Annotated in this window: 19 protein-coding genes and 1 pseudogene; 12 read left to right on the forward strand and 8 right to left on the reverse strand. The window is 56.9% G+C overall.

The annotated features are described in order from the left end of the window. Positions 1–41: 41 nt before the first annotated feature. Positions 42–1,280 (reverse strand): hypothetical protein, encoded by a 1,239-nt coding sequence (locus B9Z01_RS12395; protein ID WP_085483285.1) that lies wholly within the window; start codon positions 1,278–1,280, stop codon positions 42–44. A 760-nt stretch (positions 1,281–2,040) separates the two neighbouring features. Then, entirely contained in the window at positions 2,041–2,949 is a 909-nt protein-coding gene (locus B9Z01_RS12400) for a peptide ABC transporter permease (protein WP_085483287.1), read from the reverse strand. A 267-nt stretch (positions 2,950–3,216) separates the two neighbouring features. Here B9Z01_RS12400 and B9Z01_RS12405 point away from each other — a divergent pair, with 267 nt between their 5' ends. From B9Z01_RS12405 to B9Z01_RS12415, 3 genes are all read left to right on the forward strand, one after another. Then, positions 3,217–4,206 (forward strand): hypothetical protein, encoded by a 990-nt coding sequence (locus B9Z01_RS12405; RefSeq protein WP_244195995.1) that lies wholly within the window; start codon positions 3,217–3,219, stop codon positions 4,204–4,206. Positions 4,207–4,588: 382 nt separating this feature from the next. Beyond that, positions 4,589–6,238 carry a hypothetical protein gene (locus tag B9Z01_RS12410; RefSeq protein WP_085483291.1) on the forward strand — a complete coding sequence of 550 codons (1,650 nt, stop codon included), beginning with the start codon at positions 4,589–4,591 and terminating at the stop codon, positions 6,236–6,238. Beyond that, a complete protein-coding gene (locus tag B9Z01_RS12415; protein ID WP_085483293.1) occupies positions 6,235–7,203 on the forward strand; it encodes a DUF2726 domain-containing protein in 969 nt (322 codons plus the stop codon). The genes B9Z01_RS12410 and B9Z01_RS12415 overlap by 4 nt, the downstream gene beginning before the upstream one ends. A gap of 123 nt (positions 7,204–7,326) precedes the next feature. Here B9Z01_RS12415 and B9Z01_RS12420 read toward each other — a convergent pair whose 3' ends face one another. From B9Z01_RS12420 to B9Z01_RS12430, 3 genes are all read right to left on the reverse strand, one after another. Then, complete coding sequence (locus B9Z01_RS12420; RefSeq protein WP_208625965.1) at positions 7,327–7,563, reverse strand: hypothetical protein; 237 nt, start codon at positions 7,561–7,563, stop codon at positions 7,327–7,329. A 135-nt stretch (positions 7,564–7,698) separates the two neighbouring features. After that, positions 7,699–8,163 (reverse strand): hypothetical protein, encoded by a 465-nt coding sequence (locus tag B9Z01_RS12425; RefSeq protein WP_085483295.1) that lies wholly within the window; start codon positions 8,161–8,163, stop codon positions 7,699–7,701. A gap of 269 nt (positions 8,164–8,432) precedes the next feature. Then, complete coding sequence (locus B9Z01_RS12430) at positions 8,433–9,794, reverse strand: alkaline phosphatase family protein (RefSeq protein WP_143808901.1); 1,362 nt, start codon at positions 9,792–9,794, stop codon at positions 8,433–8,435. Positions 9,795–10,212: 418 nt separating this feature from the next. Between B9Z01_RS12430 and B9Z01_RS12435 the strand changes: the two genes are divergently transcribed. Beyond that, the gene (locus B9Z01_RS12435) at positions 10,213–10,521 is read left to right on the forward strand and encodes a hypothetical protein (RefSeq protein ID WP_085483297.1); all 309 of its coding nucleotides are present in this window, start codon (positions 10,213–10,215) and stop codon (positions 10,519–10,521) included. 53 nt (positions 10,522–10,574) lie between these two features. Next, on the forward strand, positions 10,575–10,814 hold the full coding sequence (locus B9Z01_RS36180; RefSeq protein ID WP_085483299.1) for a hypothetical protein: 240 nt from the start codon (positions 10,575–10,577) through the stop codon (positions 10,812–10,814). Between the two features lie 70 nt (positions 10,815–10,884). Here B9Z01_RS36180 and B9Z01_RS12445 read toward each other — a convergent pair whose 3' ends face one another. Further along, entirely contained in the window at positions 10,885–11,883 is a 999-nt protein-coding gene (locus B9Z01_RS12445; protein WP_085483301.1) for an H-NS family nucleoid-associated regulatory protein, read from the reverse strand. Positions 11,884–12,712: 829 nt separating this feature from the next. Here B9Z01_RS12445 and B9Z01_RS12455 point away from each other — a divergent pair. The 4 genes from B9Z01_RS12455 to B9Z01_RS12470 all read left to right on the forward strand — a co-directional run bounded on the left by B9Z01_RS12455 (position 12,713) and on the right by B9Z01_RS12470 (position 18,718). Continuing rightward, complete coding sequence (locus B9Z01_RS12455) at positions 12,713–13,165, forward strand: SRPBCC family protein (RefSeq protein WP_085483303.1); 453 nt, start codon at positions 12,713–12,715, stop codon at positions 13,163–13,165. Positions 13,166–13,554: 389 nt separating this feature from the next. Next, on the forward strand, positions 13,555–17,274 hold the full coding sequence (locus B9Z01_RS12460) for a hypothetical protein (protein ID WP_143808902.1): 3,720 nt from the start codon (positions 13,555–13,557) through the stop codon (positions 17,272–17,274). A gap of 110 nt (positions 17,275–17,384) precedes the next feature. After that, positions 17,385–18,002 carry a rhomboid family intramembrane serine protease gene (locus B9Z01_RS12465; RefSeq protein WP_085483306.1) on the forward strand — a complete coding sequence of 206 codons (618 nt, stop codon included), beginning with the start codon at positions 17,385–17,387 and terminating at the stop codon, positions 18,000–18,002. Positions 18,003–18,391: 389 nt separating this feature from the next. Then, a complete protein-coding gene (locus tag B9Z01_RS12470; RefSeq protein ID WP_085483308.1) occupies positions 18,392–18,718 on the forward strand; it encodes an H-NS family nucleoid-associated regulatory protein in 327 nt (108 codons plus the stop codon). Positions 18,719–19,427: 709 nt separating this feature from the next. Here B9Z01_RS12470 and B9Z01_RS12475 read toward each other — a convergent pair. Continuing rightward, a complete protein-coding gene (locus tag B9Z01_RS12475; RefSeq protein ID WP_085483309.1) occupies positions 19,428–21,020 on the reverse strand; it encodes an SIR2 family protein in 1,593 nt (530 codons plus the stop codon). Positions 21,021–21,509: 489 nt separating this feature from the next. Here B9Z01_RS12475 and B9Z01_RS12480 point away from each other — a divergent pair, with 489 nt between their 5' ends. From B9Z01_RS12480 to B9Z01_RS36890, 3 genes are read left to right on the forward strand one after another with little or no spacing between them, the layout of a single operon-like run. Then, positions 21,510–23,099, forward strand: coding sequence for a recombinase family protein (locus B9Z01_RS12480; RefSeq protein WP_275937500.1), 1,590 nt, complete (start codon positions 21,510–21,512; stop codon positions 23,097–23,099). Then, positions 23,096–23,434, forward strand: coding sequence for a hypothetical protein (locus B9Z01_RS12485; protein ID WP_085483311.1), 339 nt, complete (start codon positions 23,096–23,098; stop codon positions 23,432–23,434). The genes B9Z01_RS12480 and B9Z01_RS12485 overlap by 4 nt, the downstream gene beginning before the upstream one ends. Next, positions 23,434–24,081 carry a plasmid partitioning protein RepB C-terminal domain-containing protein gene (locus B9Z01_RS36890; protein WP_420814660.1) on the forward strand — a complete coding sequence of 216 codons (648 nt, stop codon included), beginning with the start codon at positions 23,434–23,436 and terminating at the stop codon, positions 24,079–24,081. The genes B9Z01_RS12485 and B9Z01_RS36890 overlap by 1 nt, the downstream gene beginning before the upstream one ends. A 355-nt stretch (positions 24,082–24,436) precedes the next feature. On the opposite strand, the pseudogene B9Z01_RS37055 reads toward B9Z01_RS36890, so the two are convergent. Then, a pseudogene (locus B9Z01_RS37055) lies at positions 24,437–24,614 on the reverse strand (SOS response-associated peptidase family protein); the annotation flags it as partial. Positions 24,615–24,709 lie beyond the last annotated feature (95 nt).

Below are 24,709 nucleotides of genomic sequence, written 5' to 3' on the forward strand. Positions count from 1 at the left end.
CTTGACGGAATCTTGTTGTTAGACAAAGCGCGCTCATGCGTTTAGTGCAGAGGAACAATTACACGGACGGAAGAACCAACCAATAATTCGTGTTCGGATGGAACGGCGACGTACCGACGCTCGAAATCGAGCAGTTGGGGTTTGGGCATCCCCGGTCGTGTCGAAGAGTTCGCGGGCTCCATCTTGAATTTGAATTCACCTTCCATAAAGGTGCGGTACCCATATATGCGGCCGGTTCGAATTTCGATGGAGCCACGGAGCAATTGCAGAGCACGCAGAACCTCGTACAAACCCATGCCGCGGTGGGCTTGACGGACGTCGGTTAACCCGGGCTCATAGTGACGTTCAAGGCATGAATGCACCACTTTCCATTCGAGGTTCAAGTCGACAGTTCGTTGAATAGGTTTTCGCATGAACGAAGCGAAAAAGCCCGGCCCAGAATCGAAAATGGACAACTCAAAGGCCTCAATGGGGCGAGCCGCATCGTCCCCGGCGTCTTTGCTTCTTGGACGCTCAACCTTGGTGCGCTTCAAAACGATTCCGCGTATGCCATTCTTCTGGATTGGCAAACCGGACAACTCGGTCTTGCCATGCGTATCAGCATTTTCAAAGAGCTCTGACACGATTGTCGCAAGCGCGGAACTCCAATGCACAGCAGACGAAGTCGACAAGTCAGTGGCAGCTTGGTGCGTTACGAGCTCTTCGATGATTGCCTCGAAGTCTTCGCGTTGAATCATGCTTCCGTCAGCACCGTACAAATCCGGTGGTGAACCTCTGCCTCTGCTGTCGGCACAAATCACGACTTGCGTGTCGGCAAAAAGGTCGGTCTTTAGGCGTTCCTTGAATAGCTTGCGACGAGCAGCATCCAGTGCGCCAACCACCTGTCCGTTGTCAAGCCCTTCAATCTCGTGGTCCGCATTCTCGAGGACGATAAGCACTGCAAGGAGCGGGAATATCGTAGGGGACGCAAGAGCCCGGGAAGCGATATGCTGCGCCCAACGAACGCGGACGGAGGCGTGTCGACTTAAGGTCAACAATCGCTGAATGGCCAGTACCTCAGACTGCGCCATGCCCGCCGACATTTCATCCTCGTAGCTATCCGGGACGATAATGGAAATACCAACGTTGTCGACTGCGATATCTCGCCCGCGACTTTCGTCGATTAAATCGAACGGTAACCGGAAAGCTAACAGTTGCGGCTCAGCCATTTTGGGTCTGCTGATGATGAAGTAATCGCAAGGTTCGGGGCCTGCGGTCATGGACCGACCGTAGGTCTTCATTGACCGCGAGCCGTCCCCGCGTCGGTTCAGCCTTAGATAGTAATTGCGTTTTCGGGTGCCGAGCGGCGCCGTATTCGTAACGCACCACTGGAAACCGGAGCATTGTATAACGTGTGGGTCAAGGTCGTGACCGACGGTTGCCTTGGACGACATCGACGTTCCGGAATCTGGTGATTTTTCGACCGAGCAGAAGCCACCGATATGTCTGCAGTCCGCTCGCATGCGGTATTGGTTGGCATGCGGAGGCTGGTTCGCCTCACCATTTGCAGTGTGCTCGGGATTGACGGGGACGACGCAACGGTCCTCTCCAGCTCCGGCAATCCCTGGTGGTCGTTCGTCGGCGGTGACAGCAACGAGCGTGGACCTCGCCCGGAATCGGACTAGGGGAGCGAAGACTTCTTCATGCAGACGGCGTTCGCCGGACATAGCTCCGAAAACTGTGTACTTGCCAGCAATTCCTCAGATGCACTGTTCCGGTTCATCACGGCTTATCCAGTCCGCAGGAAGAAGTCCGCTGCTGTCGTGGTGAGCGGCCACAATTCCGATATCCCGGCCGCTCGAGCGACGTCTTCCGAATGCGCCGCTATGCGTCGCGGATAGTGCGACTGCAGCGCTTGGTAGACCCGCTTCTGGCTATTGGCTTGTACGTATCGACAGCACCTGTTGTCTGGGGACGTGAATATAGCTACTGTAGCGCGTCCAATCGATGCACTGAATGTTGAGCGGAGGCGGCAGCCTCCGCTCTATCATTTAGCTCTCGCTATTCGTAGGGTGACCAATGGACGCGGTCGTAGAAGTTTGCAGGCAATTCGATATCCAGAGTACCGAATTTGGCCAACAGCTTGGTGGCGAGTTCAGGTGGGGCAACGTTTTCCGCTTGGAGGATGAACGAGTAAACCAGCCCACCGTCGTTGCTCTCGTTTTCCAGAATCTCTGCGTCCGCAAGGATTTCCGCATCCTCCAGGTCGATGGCGAGCTCTTCTGCGAGTGCCTGTGCAAGGGTCACTGTGGGCCCGTCACCATCCGAACTGTCATCTCCGAACCACGCGAGCTTCGCAGAGGTGACTCTGCACTCCGGCTCGCCAACGCAGACCTTACCGTAGCGGGTGAGAAAGAGCGATGCGGTCACATTAACAACATGTCCGACATACACTCGCTCAGGGTCCTGTCTCATGCTGGCGTGCCCGACAATGCGAAATTCCCTAGCACTGTCGTAGGGTATCTCGTCGAGCGACGTTTCGAAAGGCAGGTAGACCTCGCCGAGAGTGCCGTTGGACATTGCCATCTGGCTGATGGTGTCGTCGTGGTTCACAACGCTCTGGTCAAGGTAGTCCCTGAGCACATCGTCGAACGCACCCTTGGTTCGATGAACGGTGGCCCAAGGCAGGGTATGCGTCAGAGCGGCTGTCAGCAGGGAAGCCACAGCCTCGTCGGTGTAGCCAACATCGAGCTCGCTGGCGCGCAGCAGAAGCAGCGGTTCGTCGAGAACTATATGTCTGGTGGGCGATAGGTCCGGCTGTTCTTCTTGCGCGTTTTGATAGGCAGCAAGGGACTTATAGCCGAGCGCCGCAGCGACCAGCTGCTGAGCGTGACCAAGAACAAGCGGTTTGGACAGTGAGGCGCTCTGTTTACGAACAGCGAAAGCAAGCGCACTGATACCAATAGCCATGCGATTCTCCAATCTGGCACGGGGCATCGAGCGATTACATGCACCGCGCCTGCGAGAACACGCAAGGGTTGGTAAACATTGATTCTGGGAAGAATTCTGTCGGTTTTGAGCCGCTCGCAACTCAGGCTGACGCCGTGCAGTCATCATAGCAGAAATTTCCCGTGATTCTTGTTGGGTACTTTCCGCCTACCCTGCCGCGCGATTGCGCGGCAGGGTAGGCGCAACGCGTTGATTTGTACCCCCTTGCTGTCGAGTGGACCGGATGGTGTGGACGACGATGAGGTACCGAGCTTCAGTCCTTGGGGTGCGGTATATTTAGGTGGTCATCCGCCGACCGAAAAGCATATGTCCCGCCTTGGCATCGAACACGAAAATGGCCTCGTCTATGAAGGCACCGACAATCCGAGCTATCTCACTGTCCCTGCACCAATAATCTCGCAGTGTGCGCTGGTCGAATCCCCTTCCGACCTCGAGAATTTGCCGCGCGGTATGCTCAGCGACCCGTTTCGGTGGATTTTCCGAGAGGACTCGTTTGACCCTGTGTCTCGCGTTCGAAGAGGGCGTCTTTTTCAGTCATTCACCAAGACCAATCGGGAATTGGTCTTCGTCGAAGCTCACCCTAATTCGTTATCCGACAGTAGACGGAGCCGGTCGGACGGTCGAGTACACAAAGAACTGAATGTGTTCATCCATTGCACTGAATTGCTGGGACGCCCGAACCGGGCGGAAGGTCTTCAGCTTGCGATAGGTCACGTCGGAGCACACTCGCTTTGGCGAATATTGCAGACTGAACAAACGGTCAGCCAGGACGTGCTGGTTACTGTTCGAGCTGAGTCTGCGTTTGGCATACTGCCCGCTCTCAACATGGTGCAAATTCCGGAAGGAAATCGGAAATCCGTCGTGGATGCTTACGACCGCGTCATGAAGGTAGCGTATCGCGATTCTCCAACTTCTGTTGTAGACCAGTGCCGAAACCTGTGCGCGGTTCTCGCTGGCCGGTGGTTACGCCAATTGAGCGGTGACGAGAAAGCGGTCCACAAAGACCTAGGTCCATGCCTCACGGCAATCGGAAAACATGTTGGTGAAAATGAGCGACGGCTGATTCGTGCGGCTCTCGAGACCGTCAACCTCCTTCATCCTCGTGGGAAGGATAATGAGCGTGAGCGTCTCGACCTGCGGGAGGTATCGAACGAGGACGCCGAGCTTGCCTTGCATGCAACGGGGTTCGTTCTTAGAGAGCTCGGTTGGGGGCATTGATGGAATCGGCTCACGTCGTGTTTCGGGCCTCGCCAATGCACGCGTTTCGCGGAAGAACCCTACCTGCCCCCACGCCGCACTCTGATGCCTCGAAATGCGCAAAATGATATAGCCGTCGCGTCATGCCACATCAACAGGCGTCAACCGGCACTCGACGCCAAATGTTCGCTGCCTGTTGACAGCCTGAATACTCCTGCCGTAGGATAAAAGCGCGGTTCATGCCGAATCGTGGGCAAGTTGGCGCCCGTCAGTGCACGCACCGGAGCCTTTCCGGCACGGCAAAGCCAGTTCCCGTAATACTCGAATTTCCCGGCTCGGTGATTTCACTGGAAAGCCGGACAACGCGTGCCGTCCCGAGTGTGCTTTCCGTGATGAGGTCATCATGACAGCCAGTACCTCGGCGTCGGCGGACGCCATTTCATTCGCTTCTCCCCAGTCCCAAGCCCTAGCCTTGTGGACGTTCATCAAGCTCAAGAACCCCGACTTCAACAGCCAAGCGGCGCTTGGCGTTGTTCAACGGCTTTCCCCCCAGCCTGGGGACGACGTCAAGAAGCTTGCGAAGCGTTTGCGCGCCGAACTAGCGACAGCTGGGGTGAGCATCAAGCACGTCACGGCGCTTGATGCGGCATCCCGGATGCTCTCAAGCCAAGGCTGGTTCCAACGACACTCGCCTGCTGCGGCGCCTCGTCTATTCCTGCGCTCAGTAATCAACGACCAAGAAGTAAGCGCGATGACATGGCAAGAGTTATTGCCTGTGCTCATCCGGCAGTGCGAGCCTTTGGTTGTCGCGTCCCATGTACGCGCGCTCCACGTTGAGGTGGGAGAGAAAATGCTTACAGTCAACACCTTGGAGCACGCCAGTGGCGAGAAACTCTTACACGTGCCTATCGTCCTAGTGATACCCAATGGGGACACGGACAGATGGCTAGACGGTGCGTCGACAGCTATTGAGGGACTGCGCCGCCGCTTTGAAGAAACACAGGAGGCGGTTGTTGAGGGCGTGGCCCCGCTACAGCTTTGCTCGGACCCTGAAACGGATAACGCTAGCTTCCCTCCTTCAGCAGCTCCCTTCGCCGAGTTGGTCTTGATGCGTGTCGACGGGGACTACCAAGATGGCTACGAGATTGCCCGAGGCAATGAGTTCACTTGCTGGTCGCAGTTTGAATTGGCCTGCCAAAAGGACTCCGACCGGTCGGAGGACATCTGGGTCACGCCGGAGGTAAACATCGCAGACGCCGCATGGATGTGTCGTGGTGGCCGCTACGTATGGCAGTTGGCAAAGCTTTCACGAAATGGGACGTCCGCCCATCTGACTATCCGCGAGCTAGATGAAAAGGCAACCAGGAAACTGCTGAAGCGCTATCTGCTTGCTCGCAGCCGGTTCGGTGGACGCATGGAACATTTTGACCTTCCCAAGGCCTTCTCGCACATTGGCGCGCCAGGTGAGAACTATCGAGTAGATACACGGCGCCTGAATGACGCGCTCGCTAATCACGGACTCACTTGGGACGCGTACCTTGCAGAATGCGGTGACGACGTACCGCTGACTCCCGAGCTGCCGGTTGGTTTTCTGTTGACGCTGCTTGAACGACTGAATCTGGATAACCCTGCGAGCATACTGTTGGCTCCGTCACGAGCGGAACTTCGCCGCGTAGATTCGGACGACCTTCTGCGTGCTCTTGCGCCTCGAACTGACCACGTTCGCTACCGTTCGTCACGCCGGCTTGACGACGAGTTGAAAGGGTTTGTCCGCGAAGCGATTCAGGAATTCGGCGACGGAATGCGCACGCGGATGCTCATGACCAGTGGCGCGCTGCAGATAGAAGGCCGCCCGCTCCCAAACCTCGTATATGCGGCAGAGGCCGAGGAACTGCGCGCAGGTCTGGCGGCTCGTGGCCTGGCAATGTATGTCGGCATCATGCCGAATATTGTCTCAACCAAAGAGCACCCCAACGCCGCGCAGTTACCGCCTTTCGCTTTGGGCACAAGCCTGTTCATCGACGTTGACCTCGACGAAAGCGAGGCCGTATGAACCCGCACATCGAAGAACTGCAAATCCGCCTCGAGGCACGAGATATCGCCGGGTTCGTGGATACCTACGCCACAGAGGTCGTGAACGTACGCGGCGACCCTCAACTCACCCGCGTGACGCAAGTCATCCTTCCTCCGATATTGAGAGATGCTCTCCGGGAGCGCCATGTTCCGGCCACGGTTCTCATCCAGCTCTGGCGAATGATTCGCAACAGCACCCTGCTTGTTGTTGACAATGAGGTGCTCGCTAGCATCAATGCACAGATTGATGGAGCTTTCCGGGAGTGTCATGGCAGCGACCATGCTCCGGTCGAAAAATTCTGGCTGCAGAAAAATGACGAACACCCTCGCCAAATGCCGCTCTCGCCATCACTCCCTGCCTCCGGTCAGGCATCTGCCGGCCCCTTCGCGGTCACTGAGCGGGTGGTCATCGCGAGCGTGTTCACCGTCGGGCTGACACACGTGAGCGACATGTTCAACTGTAAAAAGAACGTTTGCGCCAGTTCGCAGGAACGGGAGTTTCTGAAGGCGGTGCGGCAGTATCTTCCGAATCTGCAAGCCTATCCCAACGTGCCACTGCTGAACTTCATCGACATTGACCGGATGGGTGACACACTGACTGACCGGATGAAAAGTTACGTGCGTGCGTCCCGTGTGGATGTGCTGCTGTGTACTGACGACGAGGACCCGGTTGGCGGAATCGAGCTTGATTCTGTGCACCACGACTCGGACGAAGCGCGGGAGCGGGACGTTCTGAAAAACGAGTTCTTCAGCCTCGCCGGGCTCCCGTTGATTCGCATCAGACCTGAGAACAGTCGAGACGTCCGTGCAGAAGATTTTTATGACCTGCTCCTGAGCGAGTCAGAATCATTGCAAGCGCTTCGCCCGCGCCGAATGCGGCCGCGCCGCAATCACGACTTCCTCGTGCCTGCTGAATCCGCATGCAAGGTCAGGTGCCAAAGCTAGGGCAACAGGTACGGCCAGCCCGCGAATCCATAGAGTTCATGGGCTGGTGTTCGAGTGTCGAGCGTTGTCAGTCAGGTGATTCTGAAACAGAAGACCCGGTTCACGCTCAACGTGCTCGCCTGTTTACCCGCCCTTGCTCTTAAACAGGCGCTCGTGCATCCAGCCGTCGTTGGTTGCAACCAATACGGCCTTGTCACCAGGTGCCCCGCTCAAGTCACGCTGCACGGAAGGATATGCGGCCTGAATCGCAGGCTGTTTCGCCCATGCCGGTGCTTCATCGACCTCGTAGAGGTAGTTGACCTGCGAAATCTTGGTGCCAAACATATCTGCGGGTTGCGTGAAGTTTTCCGCTTCCTTCACCTTGTACTTGCCGCCGCAGAACGCGTCCCAGTTGCCCAGGTTGCCGGTCGCGCCTTTGACCAGATGTTTCTTGCCGTCATCGCCAGCCCTTCTCGCGCTCAGTGACCGCCCATGCCCGTCAGCAAACCCGCTGGTCTAGTTAGAAGCCGCCTTGGTTCTTACAGCGCCGGGCTCGCCGGCCTCCTTGAACATATCGTCCATCAAATCCTGGACGACGCCGTCGGCATTTGGAAACTGATGCAGAACCGAATTTTTCCAGTGGCCAGACGCGATAAGGCCGCCGCTTGGCGCCTTGTAAAAGCGGATGTCCATCGAACGCAAATACATAACGATGTCCCAGAACCAGCTGTCGGTGTAAGTGACATTCATGTCGGCTTTGTCGCACGCAGGGGCAACCGACACCGACACGCCGTGGTTTTCCAAGTTGCGTTGGATTGCAGCGTCCATATCAGCCGACTTGCCGCCGTGCGCGGTAAAGCACGCTGTCGTCATCGGCGAGCCTTTCGCCTGCGGACCAGCGGTGACACTTTGACTTGTGGAGCATCCAGGAAGGACGACCAGCGCCGAGACGGCGGCGACCAGGGAAACCAGAGTGCGCATTTTATTTTCCAGTTTGAATGCAGAGGCGGCACTCTGAATATCGGCAGCTATGTCGTCAACTTAAGCGAGCGGGAGAACACTCTGCTCGCCGGTTGCCCCCTGCCCAGTCGACTACGCGCTCACCTCTGTTCATACAACGGCACTACGGGAGTCTCAACCTTGGCGGCAACTGTTTTGACCGAAGCAGCCTTCTTGCTTGTTGCCTTCTTCGCAGCGACCTTCTTGAGAGCAGAAACGGCCTTCTTTGCAGCCGGAGACTTCGCGCCAATTCACGACCCACCCTTGTACGTCGCGACAAAACTCGCAAGGTCGCCCCAGTTCGGCGAAGACAGCAACTCCGGATGGTCCTGCTGGACCTTAAGCGCGACACTCCGAAAGGCTTGCGCGCATGCCGAGAAGCCGGTCGATGGCGAGACGGGAGCCGATACGGTCGAGTTGCTCGGTATCGGGACATTTAGCTTCGGTGCAGGGCCCGGCGTTTTGGTTTCAGAAAGAGCGGAGCTGAGCTTCGAGAGTTGTGTGCGTGCGCTGACCGGAGCAGAGTAGGTGCTACCTGCGTTGAACTTATCTGCGAGAAGCTGAAGTATCGACGTATGGTCCAGGTTTCCGGAAAAGACGCCTCCTGGTGCGACATAGGGCGAGACCAGGAATGCCGGCACACGCAGCCCGGTAGTTTGAAACTGATAACCGGCAACGTCAGTCGAAATCTCAAGTGGGCTTACATGGTCGAAGAATCCCCCGTGCTCGTCGTAGGTGACAATCATCAACGTCTCACCCCATCGCTCGGACGTGGAAATAGTTTGATAAATGTCGGCAAGGAACGCTTGCCCTGGGGCGACGCCGGTAGGTGAATGGTCGTCGTTCGGTACCCGATGCGGCCCATCCGTGTATTCCGGCTCGATGAAAATAACTTGAGGCAGATTGCTACTGGTCGTCCAGTCCGCCTTGAAGCGCGAATATCGCCTGAACCTCCCTCCGTTGCCATCTAGCGGCAAGGCAAGCGACGTGACTATCTCAGGCAACCATTTGGGCATCAAGCTGAAGAACGGGAAGAAGCCTCCCGACTGGTAGACACACCAACTTGCGCCGTGTGTGGTCAGCCAGTCGTATACCAGGGACTGCTCGGGAAGAAAACCAGAAACGTTGTCGCTAATCGCACTTTCTCCCGCCATTGCCATCAAGCGATTTGCCTGGGTTCCCGTCGGAAGTGGAGCAAACCAGCTATCGCAAATAGTGAAATTTTTTGCGAAAAAATCATAAACAGGTAACGCGCCGGCCGTGTAGTAGCCCATCACCATCGACAGGTCGGCTGGCGCAGGGTTTCGTGTCGCATAGCTTGCGACGAATCCACCCAGTTCAGGACAGCCCCCACTCGCGCACGGCGTGTTTATTTGCGTCGAAATCGGCGTTCGGTCATGCGGCGGGTCGAGGATAAGTTGGGTCGACGGCGAAAGCGCATGTATGGCGTACGTATTGCCGCCGTAGAGGTTCGTGAAATTCTGTTGCCAGGTGGGGTCGGCCGAGAGGCCGTTGACATCCTTCCCGTCGAGGCTCAGGTAGCCAAGAACATGGTCGAAAGACCTATTCTCCATCATGACTATGATGATGGTCTTAATGTTGTCAACGGACATGCTCCCTCCGATATAACGGCATCAGGGCGACGACGTCGCCTACAAATGCCCAGCCCGAAGGAACCACCAGGCGCGCGGCACGGGAGGTCTACTGACACGAACCTGTTTCCCACCGTGGTCCTACAGCGCTAGCCGGGACCGGATAGGTCACACGTCCGCGACAGGGGGCTTGCGTCTCCGACGAGGCTCGAAACCAAAGGCTTGCTTCCGGCTAGACGTTAAGGCTAGTTCACGTTACTTGAGTGTTCAAGTTCAGTTGCGTGATAGCGTTGCCCTTTTCACTTGCCACGCGGTACGCCTTCAGGAGTAACTCCATGTTACGAATCTCGCACCGCCGTTTCACATGTGTCCAATTTCGCCTCCTACACTCCGAGCCGTGGTCACTGACATTGCACTCAATGTGCGAGGAGTAGCGAAGATGAACAAGATTCTCGGCGCGGCGCTCGGCCTGGCAATACTGGCAGCATCAACAGCAGCATCGGCGCACGTCGACGTCGCCATCGGATTGGGCATCCCCGGAGCCGTGTATGCGCCGGCAGAGCCGGTGTACGCACCGCCACCTGCCGTCGTTTATGCTCCCGCACCTGTCGCCGTCGCGTACGGCGATGACGACGACTGGCGAGCCCGCGAATGGCGTGAACGTCGCGAGTGGCGTGAACGTGAATGGCGCCGCCAGGAATGGCGTGAGAACGAGTGGCGCGAGCGCGGTCGCTGGGGCGGCTATTGAAACGACGCCGGAAGGCACTACATCTCCGGCATACAAACACCGAGTACCTTCGAATGAAAGAAACTAGCCCGATAAGAATAGCTTTGGTGGCCGCTACCTTGGCATTGGCAACGATGGGAACGGCAAACGCCGCAGGCTGCCTCAAGGGCGCTGTGGTTGGCGGGGTCGCCGGACACTATGCGGGGCACCACGCTGTAGTTGGCGCGGTCGGTGGCTGCATGGTCGGCAGGCATCTTGCGAAGCAACACGCTCAACAGCAAGCTGCGCAAAGTCAGGCTGCACAGGCGCAATAAAACGTCGTCGGCATGGGGTACCCGGTGGAATCAGAAAATCGTTGGTCCACCGGGTACCTGACAACTACGTTCAGGTCGTCAACTCGGCGGCAGACTCGACTGCGGCCACTGGCGCGGGCACGGCCACGCTCTGGCGCGGCGCATTTTTCGCAGGCGTCTTCTTAGCAGGCACCTTCGCGCTCACGGCCTTCTTGGCGACCACTTTCTTCACCGCAGCCTTCTTCGTCGGTGCAGACTTTGTCGCTGCGACCTTCTTGACGACGGCTTTCCGGGCAACTGCCTTTTTGACCGAAGGCTTCGTCTCGGTCGAAGCACTCACATCGGCCGCCGCACTGGCGCCATCAATCAAAAACTTCGACCGGTCCTTGGCACCAGCAAGCCACGCCGGAGCCCGTCCACGTCCGCTCCAGCTCGCACCCGTCTTAGGGTCAAGGTACATCACCGGCTGCGGACCTTTGCGTTGACCCTTACCACCGGTCGTGCCAACAGCTTTCGATGCCTTCTTGACCGCAGCCTTTGACTTGCTCGCAGTACCCGCGGTCGTCACAACAGTCGCTTCAGCACCACCTGCAATCAAAAAGTTATTACGGTCCCTGACGTCAGCGAGCCAAGCCGGAGCGCGGCCCCGACCACTCCACGTCGCGCCGGATTTAGGGTCCTGATACATCGCCGGCTGCGGACCGCGCACGTAATTGCCCGCAGTCTTCACTTTGCTAACAGGAGCCGGCTTCGCCGTCGCCGCACCGCCGTCAACCAGGAATTTGTCTCGCTTCTTGGCTGCTGCAATCCAACTTGGTGCCCGGCCGTGTCCGGTCCAAGTTGCACCACTCTTCGGGTCGCGATACTTGACCGCAGCAGTGCTGCCTTTGCTCGTGGTCTTGGCAACTGCCTTCGTGGCGCGCTGCTTGCCGCCAACGTGCGCGTCAATGTCGGCGGTGGTCAGGCCGTGCTTCGCCATCAACTCGCGAATCTTTTCGATGATGCTCGACGATTGCTTTGCAATCAGCGCATCCGCTTGGGTCTTCAATTTATCCATCTTCGCTTGAATTGCTTCCAGAGTCGTTGCCATCGAGTAACCTCCATATGAACATGGCCGCAATATGCCACGGTCGCGTTAGAAAAGGCTAGTGCATTGACTGGAGCGGCGTATCACCGAAAATCACACGACTGCGTCGTCGCGCTCCATGCCCTTCAATGTGTTCCATTCAAGGCTTGTCCTTGTCGCGAACATTACTTGGTGATTCTCCGGTGTTTCCACCGCTCGTCCTTCGGCGTTGGAAGAGAACGCCGAATCCAACCGCGACAAGCAAGGCCGTCATCAAGCCGGCGCTCATGCCGGTCGTGCCACGCGATTCACTCGCGCCCGAGGGAGCAGACGCGACCGTAGGCGAAGAGGCTTTTGTCTCCACGGGTTTCGGAAGCGCCACGCCGGCGGCACTCCCTTGGCGCACCAGAGATGTTTCCGAAGTCGGCAAGGCCTGGGATGCGGGAAGGACGATTGCTTCCGAAGCAGGTCCGACAGGAGCCATGGCAGTAGTCGAGGCCATAACCGGAGCTACTGCAGCGCGGGAATTGGTTTCGACAGACCTGGCCATCGCCTTCCACTGCGCGAATACGGTGTCGATGCAGTGGACAACCAGCCTCCGACACCGGAGGTGACAGAGCAGCGCCGAGTTGGTTCAGCGGTGGGCGCGCACCATCAGCGTTCCCACTGAAAGTTCCTATCGGCGAGCAGTCAACGGGGTCTTCCCCGTCCCGGCCTCAATCACATGCACAAGGGACGGTTCCCGACGTATCGTCGGCAACGTCTTTTGCCCACGGATAGAAGGCGCTCTCGCTAGGGAGAGAGTCCGGGAACACTTATACTGGGTGTCATTACGAGCATCCAGAAAGATGCAATGAAATTTTCCGTCAGCACAATGGTGTCGGGAAGTGTCGATTGGCTCTTCGCACTCTCTCAGGACTACTCCCGCCGACAAGAATGGGACCCGTTTGCAGCTCGCTCCGAATTACTTAATGGGGCGACGGTGCCCGCGGTCGGTGTCGACGAATACATCGAAAGTGTCGGTGGCCTGGTTATGGTGTCGCGCTATGTGTCGTTTCAGCCACCGCACGTGGCCGCAGTCTCGATGATTGAAGGGCCACGTCTGCTGGCCGGTTTCAGCGGGGGATGGAAATTCCGGCAGATATCCCCCACGCTCTGCACTGTAACGTTCACATACAATTTTAGAACGTCGCCGATTTGGCTTCGCTGGGCGATGGAACCGATTGCTGGCCTCTGGTACAAGCGACAGATGCGCGCGCGGCTAAATGGTTTCAAGGCGTGGACAGAGACTGACTCTAAAAAATAAACGAATAGTGGGGTTCGGGAAGCCGAACGAGAACCGAAGCTTGTCGACACCCTGTACAAGGCGCGTTGTCTTATCTCGATGCACAACGGCATGACCGTGCGGTGCGACGGCGAGGAGTGGGCGCTTGATTTCAACCAGGGGCTGCGGATGATTGACGCTACATTAAAGATAGCTGAAATCGACACTACGCGGCTGTAGCAGTAGATACTAGTCGAGCCGCCCGAACTGAGCCAATCCTGCAGAAGAAGCGGTATAGAAGACCTTCAGAGGTCTACAGACGCAAACTGACACATATCGAGGATATTGGGGCAAGTAGGATGAGACGAATTGAAAGCATTCACGTACCGGCTGAAACGCGAAAGTTGCTGCGAGAAAGGTTGCAGCGATTCTTGCCCACAAACAATGCTCCAACCGGACGCCTAAACACTGCGGTGCAACCGCCGGTTTTCGACTCCGTACTCATCGACTTTTATCAAAACCTTATCTTCCTACCCGGCGACGATGTTTCGCACGCGCGCGCGGTATATCAGCAAACCCTCGAAAAGCAGTTGGCGTCTCGCGATACGCAAGAGCACGAAGTTCATGGCGAGAAACTCAATGTCGTAACGCCGACAAACTTGGGAAACGCGCTTGATGCTTCGTCGCCAGCGCCACCGAACGATATAAGTCTGGTGTCAACAAACTCCTCTGATACAAAGAACCTCGGCTCTACTGACGCCGAACTTGGCGATGGAACTAAACAAGAACGCGAGCAGCCAGCCCCGGGCATTTCGATAAGAATCACCTCCGACTCACCGAGCCTTGCGGCACTTTCCTCATCTCCCTCCTTCGACGAGCTGGTCGAGAAGCGCTGGATTCATATCGCATGGGATAGGGTTCTCATCTCCGGTGAGGTTTGGACAGTTATCTGGCGAAGTCAAGAGCCGAAGGTAGCGGCCTTCAAGGCCATGCTGGAGGCGCTTGGCGTCGAAGCGTTTGCTCTCGCTAGCGACTACCTCCCCGGCGATTCGCTACTGGAATACGCAAATGAAGTCGTCGCCGGCACGCGTCGTCCTTCCGAGATAGCTTGCATATCGCCTGCGTGGATTGCGGCGCGAATCTGGGATACCTCGTCACGTGCGCCTCAGGCGCCACGAGCGGACTCAGAACGACGCATTGGTCATTGGGTCGATTGTTGGCGTTGTTTGGGAGCGCCTACGTTTGCACTCAGTCGCCAATTAGAATCGACCGAGTTCGAAGCCTTCATCGACGCGACCCTAGATGTGCTTGCACGGCCATCTGTATCGCCCAGTTGGGATGATTTGCGTGCCTTCGCGGTCGCACCCTTACGCCTCTTGTATCCGCACCGCGCTGAGCAAGCGGACGCCATTTTACCTGCCCCGCCGGTATCTACGATTGAAAGACTTCGGTGGACGGAAAGGCACGCCGCACAATCCGCGTTCCGCGACTTCGCGTTCGCGCGAGGCAGCAGCCTGATGGCGATGCTAACAAACGAGCTGCGCGAGTCCGCTTTCGACCCCAAGGCATTGGCGATACGTCTGTTGGACTTGGTCGTCGAGCGACCTATCCTGTTCGTGCAACTTGTTATGGTGGCCACGAGCACGCCGGTGATGCTTGCTGACATGCTTATGTCGCCGTCAACGTGTGCCTTGGCCTGTCTTCTCATAGCAGGATGGCAATACAACGGCGGAGGATGGAACCGCGCGTTCCAGTCTCATGCCAATCAAGCGACCGAGTTGTTTGCTTTCGAAGATGCGCTTGCTGTTCTGGGGAGCCACATCGAAGCTGCACGGATACCTGCGTGCGACTTGGCTGCGTTGTTCGTTGAAATCTACAAGCTGAGTTTGGACCCTGCTCAATCGTTTCACCGCCGAGAAATGTTGTCGTTGCTTCGTGGCGAGCTTAGTGCGGCTGCCCCAGAACTAAAAGTCCAGGTGTTTCGCACGCTGCTAACCAAAGTACGGGTTGAAGCGAGTCCCATAGAATTTTTTTTTGCTGTGCTAGACATGGCTTCCGAAGATGACGTCGTCGAACTGGCGGAGCCATCAGAATTGCCAATGCTGTATCTTGAGGTGGTACTTCCCAAAGCTAGTCGATTGCAATTTGGTCAATTGGACTCCAGAAGTTCGTGCTTCCTGTGCCAGCTCGCGCTGCGATGCGACGCGCAGCTACGCCAAAGATTCCTCAACGCAATCGACGTCACAGCCTGGTCGAGAGAGACTCCTGCGGACGCGAGCGAGCAGTTCGCATTTCGTCACCAACTAATTCTCCGCATCAGGTTGCACATCTACGTGCTTTCGCGCGCTATCGCCGCATGGCCGTCCGTGGTGCCGAGTGACCTCGTCGACGCGCTGTCGCGCGCTGTACAAGCTGGAGCAATTGACCATAGCGAGCGCTACCGGATTGACGTTTTCAACGTTTCGCTAACGTCCGGGGTTCTACGCCCCGACGAACCTTCCATTTCGCTCGACTTGGCGGCCGCACTACGAAGGCTCGAGGGCAACCTCTTGCAAACACTCGTCACCCAACTATGTCAAGTTGAGGAGCCTGCTGTGTTGGCTGAGATTGCTGCGAACACGCCGGCAAGCCACAATGAGCAGATTGCGCGTCATCTACAAACTTTAACGCCGAGTTCGTCCTCGAAGGTGGGAAGTCTCCCGGCTCTGCAAGCGAGAGTCAACGCACTCCTTGCAGCAGGTTTGACTGAATTGGCTGAGGCCTTCAGTGCGGTCGAGCGCGATGCCATTACCTTGGGACGCGTACAGGGTCGAGAGATAGCAAGGTTACGAGTCGAGCTTGGAATGCTGACTATGCGTTCTGATTGGACGGGGCTATCAGCATATGTCTTACCAACGGACCTGTCTCCTGCCGAGAGGAACGAAGCAGTCGATGCGCTTGCGTTTTATTGTGCGCTAGCCGAGCTAAAGAAAGAGGGAGGCGATTTTGCAGGCGCCGAAGCGACATTTGCCCGACTGAGCCAACGACATCCCAACGTGGTGGCGTACACAATCAATCTCTTTGTCAGTCGAGTGCACAGGCTCTTGAACAACGACACATTCAGGCTACTTTCAGGGAGTGGCCTCGTCGAAGCCAAGCAGTACCTGAGCGAAGCAGAGCGAGATGTCCTGCCTCTGATTCAGCACTCGGTGCGTGACCTAAAGCCGTTCAACGTCAATCGCATCATGCTGATGCTGGCGACCGGCCTCACGCGAGAGGCACTCGAAGTGTCGTTGCAAATGAGAGAGGCCGGATACGACGCATACTTTGAAGGCTTCGGCGCTCTGGCCATGGCGAGATTGGGAAGTAAGAGTCAAGCTCTTACGGCTCTTACTGATGTCGAGCGAGTCTTTGGTCGCATCGAATTCCTAGCTGCGGTCAGGGGCAACATTGACGAACATCGCCCCTATTCGACTGTCCCAAGTCTTGCAGTCGATGACGACCCGGTTCCAGGGCTGCGTCACGCGTTCGAAGCGTTTTCCAGGCTTGGTCACGAAGAGCAGGCACAAGTTCTCCAGGAGCGCGGTCGTATTGACCTGTATTTGTTGGAACAAGTTCGGGGAGCATGCGCCAGCCTTGTAGCTGTCGCGCCGATGATGGAAGGCCTCGGCATGCTGCGTTTAGAGGACAACATATCAGGAGTACTCAAGCAACTTCTTCTTTCACGGCTTCTCATCGCACAGTGGGCAGTGCAAGACCAACCACGCGGGGGTGTGGCCGAATCCGGTGGAGTTGGCGAGCGCGACATTGTAATCAGCAAAGGTACAGTGGAACTCGCGGTACTTGAGGCGCTCACTGTCGAGTCAGTCGAGACCACTAACCTGACGTCACATTTTAGAAAGCTGTTCAAATACGGAAATTGTCGATTTTTCTTCCACATTACCTATTCGCGCGGCGCGAACCGTACAGGCATCATTAGGCATCTGAAGACGATGTGCGCTAGTCCGCCCGATGGCATCGACTATCAGCGCACCGAAGACCTGCCCGACAACGACACGTCTCCTATTGGCTTTAAGGCTTTCTATACCATTGAGTCTCGCGAAATCATTATGACATTCCTTGTACTTGACATGGGAAGGCCGTTCCCGAGGAACGCCGCTCCACAGCCGTAGGTCGACTCATTCACGTCCAATGAATGGAACCAGCGCTGCGGCAGCCGCTGCATAAGCGCGCTGCACTTCCCAATGGGTACCCACCCATACCACCCCTGGGAGAGTTGGACATGTCGCAACCCGGTGTTTCAACCGCCCCATCGCGAGCCGTTGGTTCTTTCGTCGACCAGTTCAAGGCGCGGATTGCGCTGCTCGCCCTTTTTGTCGGTTCGATGTGGGCGGTGTTCTTTCTGTCGGTGTCGATGCCTTTCCTGCATCTGAACCGTCACGGCGTTGTTCCGCGCACACTGGACGGTTTGCAGGGCGTCCTGTTTGCACCGTGGTTGCACGCCGGCCTGTGGCACATCACTGCCAACACGGGCGGTCTGCTGGTGCTCGGTTGGCTTACGATGTGGCCGCGTATCGCAAATTTCTGGCAGGCGACCGCCGGGGCCATCCTCGGCGCGGGATTGTGCGCATGGCTGCTGGGCGAGCCTTATTCCGTACACATCGGCGCGAGCGGCGTGGTGTTCGGATACGCAGGATATGTCGTCGCACGCGGCTTCTACACGCGTGGCGTCCTCTCGATTCTGGCCGCCCTGTTCATGGTCACCAGCTACGGACTGAGCCTGCTGTTCGGCCTGCTGCCCATTTACCCGGGGGTGTCGTGGCAGAGTCATCTCGGTGGCGCAATGGGTGGCATCATTGCCGCACGCCTGTCTCGTCAAACGCTACGCCGTCAGGCCTGACATTTTCACATTTACGGTCCATATACCGTTCTGGAAAAGCCACGTCGGGAGTGGCTCGCTGGTTCCTCAGCATCGCCGCTCGGCGTGTCGTTAATAGCGTCACGCCGACACCGATGGCAACCTCCCCGTCAGGAAGTTTGGCGTCAGTTACCGAACGTTTTGTCGGAAACTGAAACGGCACGGTCTCGGCGCACCCTATCCCAAACCAGTTGCAACAGACGGGCCAGCCGGTTTTGTCAGTCTAGCTGCAACACTGTTTTCAGGAATCGCACATCGACGGCAGTCTTTCTCAACAGGATACTTCGCATGTCCGAATCACCTAGTGGCAGGCGCGTCGGCGAGACGACACGAGACCGCTACGAGGTTGGAACTTCGAAGGGGAAACCGACATGGATGAGCAAAAACGCCAAAGTATGATTGCATACCTGCGCAACAAGATGGCGAAGGTTGGCATCAAAGTGGGTGACGTCGCGGCGGCAATTGCGGAAGAAAGGGCGCGCCAAAAGTCGGCGCGATATCGCAGTGCTTTCGGCGACACATGGGATGGCAAGGGCGATATTCCTCAGTGGCTGAGGCAAGCGACCAGCGCCGGGCAGTCACTGGCGCACTTTGCTGTTGGGAAGTCGTCAACGTCGGCTAGCCCTGGACGTCCGGCAATTGACTGGAGTCGGGACCCGTTCGCAGGCACACGACTGGCGACGGTTAGGCCGTCGTAAGCGCCATGTAATTGCTGTCTCATGCTCGTTGTTTGACCACGTAGCCTCGTCCTCAACGTCTTTCGGGGCAGGCGGGGATTGCCCACCAAGCCTACTGATGAATGCGGCCTCGTCAAGCTAGACGACCGTGCGGCCGGGTTGGTGTGCGTTTATCCTGCCGGTAAGAGCGTCGAAGAGCAATGGTGGTTCGAAATGGGAGATTATGGTTCACCGCTGTCGCGCGTCAGCGGCTGGCGGCCAATTTGCCCACGGGCTCTAGGTGTTATGCAATTGCTGAAGACCATCCCATCGTTCTCAGAGTTCAATGCGAGCGCCCGTGGCCTCCGCCACTGCCCCGACCGGATAATCTTCCGGCCCCTCCCTTTGCCCGCAACTCCACCGCTTCCCCCATCCGCATTCGCACCCTCGCTTCGGCGAACTTCGCCGTCTCTCCGCCTTCCGCCCCCTGCGGCCTCATTGTTTCCAGAACCGATTGCGCCCAAGCAATCCGGTCCATCGCCCGGCGCAAGCGCACGAAACTAGCGTTAAATATTCGCGCGTCGACGCCCTTGGGGCACCCCGAATTACGTGCTCTACTCAGTTTTTTTCGCCGATGAGCCCAAACTTCAACCGATGTGCCCGAAATGGCATGTCAGTACAAACATCTTGCTTAAGTCTTCGTGACTTCGGAGCTACCACTGTTTCGGTGATACGAGGCCGAGGGCGTCTACTATTTTGCGCGCGCTGGGAATCCGACCTCATTCAATATCGTAGGAATCTCGTCATAGCCTTCATACCACAGCACTGTCACACCAAGCTCGTTCATCAGTACCTCCGTGAGAGCATGGTGATTTTCGAGGAATGTCTCTGCAGCATCCAGGTCTGGCAGTATTTGCTTCTTTTTCCCATTGTCTACTTCGTCATAAACGAAGCTGTCGACGGTCATTCTCTTCATGAACGCAAAGTGGCGCGGTTCATTCACGCCCCGATTCGATATTTCCAGCAGCCGGCGTAGATTCGGGTCAGCCATCGACAGGCCAACCATCAAGCAGGTCGAATCCCGAAGCGCACTCAGCTGTACCAGATTCGACCAGTGGTATGCGTCCGTATAAATCTGGTGGTAACCCTCCTCGGCGAACACCAAGGTGGCGTCGTCGAGTCCATCGTAAGGCGAAGCTTTCTCCGGAATGAATCCATGTACGTGATAGACAGGTAGGTCGTCCACTTCAACCGACGCGGTCTGCGAATAGACTGCCTTGTGCGGAATAGACTTCGCTTGCAACTGGCGTTCAAATAAATCGTCAAAATTGTATGTGATGACCGACCGCACCAATGCGCCCGAACGTCGCGGTATACATAATTCAACCAGAACTCTTATCAATGGTGAATCGATTAGCCAATTCTGCTTCCTCAGTCCGTATAAGGCCTTGCGGATTGCACCCGTAAAATCGCGACCGTCAGCACTGTTCCCAGCGATACCTTTTCGCAAATACCTGGCTGATACCAGGGCTGAAGGACCGTCAAGCGCATTCATCCGTTTGACCAGTTCAAGAATCGACTGTGCGGCGCCGTCGTTTTTCGCCTCAACATCCTCCGTCAGATAAGTTACGAACAGGGCGTTCAATAAGCTGTTCCAGTCGGGCATGCCCGCACTACTCGACACACCTGCGCCAAGAAAAAGGGAAAACTGCCCAGTCGAAAATCGCTCGGCTAATTTCGAGACCCTTGAGCCTCTCTCAGTTCGCCAGTCTGGTTCCTTATTCTTTAAAACGCTTCTGACGCGCATGCTGAGCAAGTTACCAACGATGTGTTCGGACACCTCTGGATGTTGACCGCTAACCTGGTTTAACTCTGCTTTTCCCCATATCACTACCTCGATAGCGCTATCGTCCTTGCCGGAGGACCGGACTATCGGCTCAAACTCGTCAAGGTCCACCAGTTGGTCAGTGATGAAGAGGAGCGTCACGGGTGGACGCACCTCTGCGTGGCTTAGTGCAGCCCTGGCAACTCCCTGCAGCAAGTTAAGCTTTCGCGAAAAATTCTGACGCGAGAGCGACAGGTAACACTCCACGATAACTGGGCCGTGGAAGTCGTCGAAACCTTGGGGAGCGAATCCATCCGGCATGAAAATCTCTCTGGGTGCGCCGGTGCGGAACTTCGCTCTGGAGTCAAACGGTTTCGCTTGGCTCTCCGCATGAACACGCAGGAGTTCAATAACGAACGTTTCGAAGCTGTATGCACTGAGCATTGCCCGTCGATAACCGGGCAAGTCGCTGGGAGTTGTAGATAACATCTTTATTTTCTGCCGCAGTTTGAGCGGCATGTCTTATTGGTAATTGGTCTAGTGGTTCTCGGTGCGATGCGTACTTGGTTGAACAGCAACCATTGCAGAAGCTGCACGTGTAGACGGGGTCGCCCTCAAATGCTACCAAACCATACGGTTTGCTGCGAGCGCATCGTGTGCAAGCAACGCGAGAGGCGCCGTCAGCCCAGCCTGAGATGACAGCCGCAATTGAACTATCAGTCTGGCGCTAAGAATGCCTGCTTCGCCTCGGGCTGGTTTAAATTGGGGTCGAGCATCGGCGTCTCGACAAGGCGAGGACACTCCCAAAAAGGCGGGGAGCGATTCGCAAGGCTGCGAGGATGCCGTTAATCGCTGCGAGGCGGTTTATTCGTTCAACCTGCCAGCAAAGCCCGGCCGCGGGGCACGCGCTCACAACCCAAGCGGTCTTGTCAGTCGCCGGGCTCGACTCACCTTGACTTCTTCTGCGGAAACGCTACTACTTGCTTGTGCTGCCATCGGACATGTCACATGCCTTCCGCACGGAGTCGACGAGCAAGTCCACCTGTGCCTGTCCGTGCCGCGCAGTACATCCGCATGTCTACGGACCACCAGGAATACTCCCCAGTCTTCCAGAGACAAGCTATCGCCGCCTACGCGGTTGCCCATCACTTCCGCATCGTGCGCGATTACGAAGATGCCGGCATCAGTGGTTTGACCCTGCGAGGGCGTCCGGCACTTATACAGTTGCTGATGGACGTCGATAGCCCACAGCGCAAGTTCACTACTGTGCTTGTGTACGACGTCAGTCGGTGGGGCCGATTTCAGGATGTCGACGAGGCTGCGTTTTATGAATATGCCTGTCGGCGTGCTGGAGTCGATGTCGTATATGTGGCCGAGCCTTTTGAGAACGACCGAAGCCCGGCGACGTCAGTGTTAAAGGCACTGAAACGGGCCATGGCTGCCGAATTCAGTCGAGAAATGTCCCGCAAGGTTTTCCTGGGGCACTGTCTCAATGCTGAGCGCGGCTTTCATACGGGCGGTCCACCCGGCTACGGATTACACCGCGTCCTTCTCGACGCAGACCGTCACGTCCGGCACCCCCTCGACAGGTACGAATACAAAAGTGTTCAGACTGACCGCGTCATCATCGCCCCGGCATCCGCTGGCGAAGCGGCGATGGTTCGAAAGATTTTCGAGTGGTACGCGACACAACCAGTCACCGGGGCCGCAATAGCAAGGCGCCTTAACGATTTCGGGGTTTGCAACGGCTTCGGGCGACCATGGCAAGGCCAGAACATTCTGAACATCCTCCGCAACGAGATGTACATTGGTACCAACGTCTACAGTCGTACCACCTCCAAGCTGACCAGTCCGTGGAAGCGTGTCCCAAAACAGGAGTGGATTCGTGTCCCTGGAGCGTTTGAGCCTGTCGTCGACAAACGCATCTTCGCTGCCGTTCAGCAGAAATTGGAGCGAGCCCGGCGTAGACCCACGAGGGATGAGATTACGGATGGTCTGCACAAAGTCATCAAACGAGCCGGCAAGCTCAGTCAGGCGACACTGAGGCATTACCGCAGCGCGCCGTCCGTCGAGCAGGTAATGCGAGAGTTTGGAAGCCTGAACGATGCATACAAGGCTATAGGCTACGCTCCGAATCTGGACCCAGCCCGCTCGGAAAACCGCTCTGTCGAGCGCCGCATGGAGAAGCGGGTCGCTGATGTAACCATCGACGTTTTGCAGAAGCTGGGCCACGAGGTGCGGTACGAAAAGCACACAGACACCATGTGTGTCGACGGTTCGTTGAGGTTGAAGCTTGTTGTTCGCAGTTCATGGCTTATCGACGGCAACATCCCTTACTGGGTCGCGCGATGGCCAGACTGCTTCCCCATAGATTTCCTTATATATGGTCGTATAGAGCGCGCGGATTCGGAGTTGCTCGACTTCCACATCTTCCCGCGTGGAAGCCTCGTTCCGGGGGCATACACGGTAGTCCATCGACACGGCCAATCGCATTTCAAGGCATATGAGCAATCGGATTTGTTACGTTTGCTCGATATCGCGGAGAGCATCCCTCTTGAAGTGTTAGCGACCACGACACCCAAGGAGAGTCTCCTGTGACGCGTCAGAATCGCCCAAGCCTCAGCACCTCCGGCATTGAGCAAAACTTGCCGCTGCGGGATAGCGAATCAGACTCGCTAACGCTTCAACATGAGCGCAGACGCCCCAACGGACGCGCAACACCGGAGACGAAGGCCAAAGACGTCTTCAAGCTGGAGCGCTCGCGGCAGCGGACTGCAATCAAACACATGCAAGCGACGCACGGTGAGATGGCTCTGACAACAAAGGTCTTGCTGGAGCTACTCTCGGACACAGCCTTCGTGGCGCTGTTACGCGCCCAGGGGTTCACCTCGATACCGAAGCTCCTTCATCAACGGCTCATGGAGCGACGCTGATGACACAAGCTCGACCTGCGAGGTTCATCCGTCGTTCGAACGCGGCCCGGGCCGGGTACGAAAGACCACCCGAAATTTGTGAGGAAGCGTTTGCTATGGTCGCCGGGCAAACGCTTCCGAAACGGACGGTCGCGACGCTTGCGCGGATGACCCCGGCCCGTCAGGTTGCAACTACCCAGACGATGGTCGCCGTGGACAACCTCAGCGGAGATTTCGCTCGGGCCCTACTGGCAGCGACGCCATCCAGTGAGAGGTCGGATGATGCACGGGGAAGACAGTCACATCCTCATTGCGCAGTCAGACTGGCCAGGATGGAACGAGGGCTTGTTCAAATGCAACTCGAAGCCGCAGAGCTGCGCTCGCATTACGACGATGACCTGTTTCATCTGGCACTTGCCGCCAGTTACGTTCGGGGCTGGATGCGGAACGAAGTGGTTACAACTTGGCTCTACTCGCACCACCAAGAGTTCGCCATCGTGCTCGACCGCCTGGCGAAGGCGGCAGACTTTGCAATTGAGCCAGGGCGTCCAATGCGGCTTCCTTACTCTCCGGCTGCTAGCCCCGCAATATCGCGCAAAGGCAAATCAGGTAGACGCCCACCCGCAGGCATCCATACCCGTCAAGACCACCGCGTACCAACAAGGTAGGTTAGGCAGTGCTGGTAGATGGTCCGCGCTGTTTCCGAACGGAAGTCCAAACTCAAGTTCTCACAAAACAGCGTGGTAAACGTCTGTCGCGAAAAAGCGGGCAGCGGTGTCATCTCCAACTGTCGGGCCAGTTCCAAGGCGCGACTCGACAGCATGACCCGCTGCATGACATCAGCGCCCCCACAATTTGTGTCTAACCACAAGGTCGTGGACTCCACGACGTGGTCGGGCGAAAGCCAGTCACCCGTCAATTGTTTCGCAAGCAGGTGCGACGAAACAAGATAGGCAAGCAGTTCGGCTCGTGCCCGTAGGTCGAGGTTGAGTGGATTCTTCACGCTTTAACGCAATCAGTAGACTCAATGGGGATGATACAGCGGTCATGGCCAGCGGCAGCACTGGTTCGTACTGCGGCAAAGAACAACGAATCTGGCTCGCCCAGTGCCGACCACCGCAACCAAAGTCAAGCGACCAGGATGTCATGTGCTGGTCGTGCTGAACTCTAAAACCACGTCCTCGTCTTTTTCTCCTGTCGCAGGCTACCAACCGTCCAGCTAGGTTCAACTTCATGTCTGTAACCACATACGCGGCAGGCACATTAGGGGCGTGACCAGCGTGTGAATTTTCTTTT

It is taken from the genome of Paraburkholderia susongensis (assembly GCF_900177725.1).
GTDB lineage: Bacteria > Pseudomonadota > Gammaproteobacteria > Burkholderiales > Burkholderiaceae > Paraburkholderia > Paraburkholderia susongensis.